The sequence below is a fragment of the Bradyrhizobium sp. genome (genome assembly GCF_049798375.1).
Taxonomy (GTDB): domain Bacteria; phylum Pseudomonadota; class Alphaproteobacteria; order Rhizobiales; family Xanthobacteraceae; genus Bradyrhizobium.
This window is the reverse complement of sequence record NZ_JBARGP010000485.1, coordinates 1-5,990: the sequence shown is the minus strand read 5'-3', so window position 1 is coordinate 5,990 and position 5,990 is coordinate 1. Positions and strand designations below refer to the sequence as shown.

Below are 5,990 nucleotides of genomic sequence, written 5' to 3'. Positions count from 1 at the left end.
GAAGGCGGGCGAGCTGGCCTATGGCCGCATCCCCGAGCTCGAGAAGCGTTTGGCTGATATCGAGGCCAGGGAGAATGCCGGCGAGATGATGGAGGAGGCGGTCACCGCCAACCACATCGCGCAGGTGGTCTCGCGCTGGACCGGCGTGCCCGTCGACAAGATGCTGGAGGGCGAGAAGGACAAGCTGCTCAAGATGGAGGAGGGCCTGGGTCGGCGCGTCGTCGGCCAGGCCGAAGCCGTGCATGCGGTCGCGACCGCCGTGCGGCGCTCGCGTGCCGGCCTGCAGGACCCGAACCGGCCGATGGGCTCGTTCATGTTCTTGGGGCCCACCGGCGTCGGCAAGACCGAGCTGACCAAGGCGCTCGCCGAGTTCCTGTTCAACGACGAGACCGCGATGGTCCGGCTCGACATGTCGGAGTTCATGGAGAAGCATTCGGTGTCGCGGCTGATCGGCGCGCCTCCCGGCTATGTCGGCTATGACGAGGGCGGCGCGCTCACCGAAGCCGTGCGGCGGCGTCCTTATCAGGTCGTGCTGTTCGACGAAATCGAGAAGGCGCATCCCGACGTCTTCAACGTGCTGCTGCAGGTGCTCGACGACGGCCGCCTGACCGATGGCCAGGGCCGCACCGTCGACTTCCGCAACACACTGATCATCATGACCAGCAATCTCGGCTCCGAATTCCTGGTCAATCAGCCGGAGGGCGAGGACACGTCTGCGGTGCGGGAGCTGGTGATGGGCACGGTGCGGGCGCATTTCCGCCCCGAGTTCCTGAACCGGGTCGACGAGATCATCCTGTTCCATCGCTTGCAGAAGAGCGAGATGGGCCGCATCGTCGAGATCCAGTTCGGCCGACTGTTGAAGTTGCTCGAGGATCGCAAGATCACGCTCACGCTGGATGCGGCGGCGCGCGACTGGCTCGCCGACAAGGGCTGGGATCCAGCCTATGGCGCACGGCCGCTCAAGCGGGTGATCCAGCGCAGCGTGCAGGATCCTCTCGCCGAAATGATCTTGGCGGGCGAGGTGCGGGACGGCGACACGGTCGCGATCTCGAGCGAAGGCAACGTGTTGACCTTCAATGGCAAGGCACATCGCACCGCCGAGATCGCGCAGTTCGAGACGCCGATCCCGAAGCGCAAGTTGAACTGATCTTCGTCCGAGCCTCGCCAGGCCATCCTGTCAACGAAACGGCCCTCGCTGCTTCCAGCAACGAGGGCCGTTTCCATTTGCAGCAAACGCTCCTCTCCTCTCCGGAGCAATCAACTTGACATAGCAGAATCGGCTTTCGGCCCGCCCCGGAACGATGTACGATCGCTGCGCAATTGGCTCATTCAAGAGCAAGCGGCCGTTTCCGACCAGCAGGGAGAGAGCGATGGCGGACCAGGTCCAATGGCACCTTTCCGGTGACTATTTCGAGAACTGCAACTGCAATGTCTTATGTCCGTGCCTCATGTCGGCGGCCGCCCCGCTGACGTCGCAGCCGACGGAAGGCTTCTGCAACGTGCCGCTGCTTTTCCACATCGATAACGGCCGCTATGGCGGCGTCGCACTCGACGGCCTCAACGTCGCGGTCATGCTCCACGCGCCTGGGGTGATGGCAGAGGGAAACTGGTCGATAGCCGCCTATATCGATCAGCGCGCCGACGACAAACAGACCGAGGCCCTGGGTGCGATCTTCACCGGCGCGGCCGGCGGACCCATGGCTGCTTTCACACCGCTGATCAGCACGAATCTGGGCGTGCGCAAGGTCCCGATCACATTCCGGATCGACGGCAAGACGCGCTCCGCGGAGATCCCCGACATCCTGCATATGTCGGTCGATCCGCTGCCGACCATGCACCCCAGTGGGGAGATGTGGGCGAACATCGGCCATCCGGTCAGCCCGGACAGGATGGCGATGGCCGTCGGAGCCGCCGGCAACACGTACAATGATCACGACATGCGCTGGGATAATTCCGGCAAGAACGGCCTCTACGCGTCCATCAGTTGGTCGAACTAGTCGAGCGTTTCCTTGAAAATCGGGTGTCAGCGGATGGGTTGAGTTCTCCCCGTCTTTGACGGTGTCATGCTCCGCGCAGGCGGAGCATCCAGTACTCCGCGGCAGAAGAGATCGTACCGAAACGTCACGGCGCACTGGATCGTCCGCCTTCGCGGACGATGACAGCGTGACCTACGTATAGAGCCATGACTTTGGAAACGGTCGTAGTGCGGCGGATTTGAAGTTCTGGTCATGTCTTCCGCGGCTCGGCCGGGCCGGTGAGTTCGCAGCAAATGATCGACAGCACCCTGGAAACGATGCTGCGGCGGGATCGCCTGATCGTTGCGGGCGCGCTCGGCGCGATCGTCGTGCTTGCGTGGGCCTATGTGCTGTGGCTTGCCGCCGACATGGACATGGGCGGCATGGACATGGATGGGTTCCGCATGATCCCGGCTGGAATTGGAATCATGTTGCCGGCCAGCGAGCCATGGCGAGCGGTCGAGTTCGCCTATGTGTTCCTGATGTGGGCGGTGATGATGGTCGGCATGATGGCGCCCTCGGCAGCACCGATGCTCCTCATGTACGCCCGCGTCGGCCGACAGGGAAGCATTGCAGGCAAGCCGCTCGCCGCGACCGGCTGGTTCGCTGCCGGTTACATCCTGGCTTGGATCGGCTTTTCCTTTCTGGCAACGCTGGTCCAATGGCTGCTCGAACGTGAGGCCCTGCTGGATCCTCGCATGACAAGCGACAGCAGCATGCTGGGAGCGGTCGTGCTGGTCGCGGCGGGCGTCTACCAGTGGACGTCGCTCAAGGACATCTGCCTCGCCCAATGCCAGACGCCGCTCGGCTTCCTGATGCGCCACGGCGGCTTTCGCGGCGATGTGGCGGGATGCGTCTGGCTGGGGCTGCGCCACGGAGCCTATTGCGTCGGCTGCTGCTGGGTCCTGATGGCGCTTCTGTTCGTGGTTGGCGTGATGAACGTGCTCTGGATCGCGCTCCTGGCGCTGCTTGTGCTTCTCGAGAAACTCGCGCCATGGGGGCGGTGGGTCGCGCGCGCTGCAGGGATTGCCTGTGTCGCCGCGGGGATCCGGATGATGCTTTAAAGCGCGACGGGATTAAGTCGAATTGACATCGGGCTCGAGGTTATCGATCGAGCAGAGCGGGCAGGTCCGCTGCGCGTCTGGGGTGAGCAGCGAAGGGCTTCGCCGGCTTACCGGCTGGTCGCCTGCATCTGCATCGGACTGGCCTCGGAGAGGCGGGCGCCCGCGCCGTTGCGGCCGGTCATCATCGCGTCGATCCGGTCGCGCTCTTTCTCGAAATTGGCCATCATCGGGCCTTCCAGCGAGCGGCCGCGCGGCAGTTTCACGCGCAAGGGATCGACGAAGCGGCCGTTGACCAGGATCTCGTAGTGCACGTGCGGGCCGGTCGACTGGCCGGTCGAACCGACGAAGCCGATCACCTGGCCTTGCCGCACCCGCTTGCCCGGCTCGATGCCCTTGGCGAACGCCGACATGTGGCCGTAAGCGGTCTCGTAGCCGTTGTTGTGCTGGATGCGGATATATTTGCCGTAGCCGCCTTCGAGCCCGGCCTTCTCGATTACGCCGTTGCCGGAGGCGAAAATGGGCGTGCCGTAGGCCGTGGCCCAGTCGACGCCGGTATGCATCTTGACGTAGCCGAGGATCGGATGGCGGCGGCCGCCGAAGCCGGAACGCATGATGGCGTTGTTGACCGGCTTGCGCACCAGGAACTTCTTCGCGCTCTTGCCGGCCTCGTCGTAGTAGTCGACGACGCTGTCGTCGGGAGTCTGGAATTTGTAGTATTTCTTGGTCTCGCCGCCCAGCGTGAGCGCGGCGTACAGCACGTCGTTCTTGTCGTTGTTGGCGTTAGTGCTGGTCTCGTCGTCGCCGGCATAGAAGACGTCGAAGGAATCGCCGGGCTGTACCTTGCGCTGGAAGTCGACGTCGTAGGAGTAGATCCGGATCATGTCGTCGATGACCGGGGTCGGCACCTTGTTGCGCAGCGCGGTCTCGTAAATGCTCTGGTAGAGCCGCACACCGCTGCCGTCGTCGTCCTCGTCGTTGGTATTCTCGGCGGTGTCGGTGACCGTGTTCATGCTCTGCACGTCGACGGCGACATATCTGCCGAGATCGGACAGTGCCGCGACCGCTTCCACCGTGGTGTCGTTGGCGACGATGACGCGGAACGGCTGCAACCGGGCGCCCGGCGCCGTGGTTGCCGGCGCCATCAGGATGCGCAGCTTCTCGCCTTCCTTCAGGCCGCCGTCGCGGCCGCGTGGACCGAGCTGAGCTGCGATCGCCTTGGCTTCATCCGGTGTGGCGCCCTGTTCACGCAGCACCGAGGTGACGCTGTCGCCCTTCTTCACCAAGTGGACGCGTTCAGCGACCGGATTGCCGCCGGTGATCTGCTCCTTGGTCTTCGGCAACAGCGTGACGTTCTCCGGAACCACTCGCGTCTCGAAACCGGCGTAGGGATCGGCCGGAGTGCTGCCCTCGGCGGCATAGGCGAGCTTCAGGTCGGGGGTCTGGGCACTACTGACGTCGGCTGCGGCACGGGCCAGCGCCGCGTAGCGCACGCCGGTGCCACTGCCGCGCCAGTTGGCGGCGTCGCGGACCCGCAACACGATCTCGTCGAGTCCGATCGAGGCGGCGAGCTTCGCCTTGGGCAGCACGGCGCCGAGATCCTTGGTGACGAAGGATACCTCGGCATCGGGCTCCACGGCGTCTGGATTGTTCGGATCTTCGGCCGTGGCGGGCGCGGCGGGGTCGCTATCGGCGAGCAGGCGCTGCGCGTTGAACGGCGGAATCTTCGCTGACAGATCGCTGGTCGCCATCGCCAGATTGCCGGAGATGTGCACGAACGGGCGCACCCGGACCACGTCGCGGGAGCCGACCCGCGTCACGGTGGAAATGCGGACCAGGTTGCGCGCGGCGGTCGCCTCGTTCGGTGGCGGCAGCCGGTCGCTCTTGTGCAAGGTCGCGACGCGATCATTGGCGCTGAATGCACCGCGCAGAGCGCTTTCGACGCGCTCCGGCATGCGCGCGAACGTCAGCTCGCCATCGAGAGAAGCGAAAACGGCGCCGCCGATCAGGGCTGCGCCGCACAGGCCGGTGAGAATCGTGCCGCTGAACCATTGTACGGAAACGCGGCGGCGATCGATCACCGCGGCCTCGGAGCCATCGACGGATAGCGGTGGCTCGTGGCCGAGATCGATGATCCCGACCTCGCGCCCATAAGCCCCGCGTGACGTCCGATGATTCAACCCGAGTCCCCCAAATTCATAAGCCGATATCGAAGTCTTCTCGAATCGAACGTCGCCTTGCGAGCACCAGTCTACCCAAGAAAGGTTCAGGATGATGGCATGCCGCATGCGGTTCGCACCGAAAGCCGATTGAATCGGCTGAGCCGCGAACCGTGACGTTGATCAGGATCTCTCGATAGCGGTCTTAGGCAGCAGGATCAGGCGATGGGATCGCCGTTTCCGTCAGGAAATGAACAACCGGTGTGGTCCCCGCAGGTGTCCGGCGATTCACAATGGTTACCTATTAGCAAATCGTCGCAGGATTGTGGCTCAAGTGCGGCACGTCGTCTCCAAAAAACTACGGTGTAGAGGGGCGGCCATGGTGCGCCGCAGAAAAATGATTCGATGCGACGATTTGTTGACATTGACCGTTGACACCCGAATTGGACCCCCATATAAGCACCACCACTGAGCGCGGCGCTGCTTCGGAACTGACCGAGGCAAGCATTCGCGCCGGTGTTGCTCCTCACTTTATGATGAGTGGTGCACAACCGGTAAAACCCGGTTGCACATTGCCGTCGGAGAAGGTTGAGCGAACTCTCATTAAGTGAGAGCGGGGCTTCGGTCCCAGGCTGTTTGACAAGTGAAGATGAAGAAAGAGAAACGTGGACGGCGAGGTCCTTGCGGGTCTCGGGTTGGCTGAAGGCGCGAGCTTTTGACGATCCGGGATCGGACGAGAAGACTTCGACGGTCGA

Annotated in this window: 4 protein-coding genes; 3 read left to right on the top strand and 1 reads right to left on the bottom strand. The window is 63.6% G+C overall.

The genetic code is table 11. The annotated features are described in order from the left end of the window. The 3 genes from WA702_RS19930 to WA702_RS19920 all read left to right on the top strand — a co-directional run. The coding region (locus WA702_RS19930; RefSeq protein ID WP_425112262.1) for an AAA family ATPase at window positions 1-1,147 on the top strand (1,147 nt) is incomplete at its 5' end. A 223-nt stretch (window positions 1,148-1,370) separates the two neighbouring features. Next, entirely contained in the window at window positions 1,371-1,997 is a 627-nt protein-coding gene (locus WA702_RS19925; RefSeq protein ID WP_425112261.1) for a DUF1326 domain-containing protein, read from the top strand. Window positions 1,998-2,269: 272 nt separating this feature from the next. Continuing rightward, a complete protein-coding gene (locus WA702_RS19920; RefSeq protein ID WP_425112260.1) occupies window positions 2,270-3,079 on the top strand; it encodes a DUF2182 domain-containing protein in 810 nt (269 codons plus the stop codon). A 107-nt stretch (window positions 3,080-3,186) separates the two neighbouring features. On the opposite strand, the gene WA702_RS19915 is transcribed toward WA702_RS19920, so the two are convergent. Further along, the gene (locus WA702_RS19915; protein ID WP_425112259.1) at window positions 3,187-5,256 is read right to left on the bottom strand and encodes a M23 family metallopeptidase; all 2,070 of its coding nucleotides are present in this window, start codon (window positions 5,254-5,256) and stop codon (window positions 3,187-3,189) included. Window positions 5,257-5,990 lie beyond the last annotated feature (734 nt).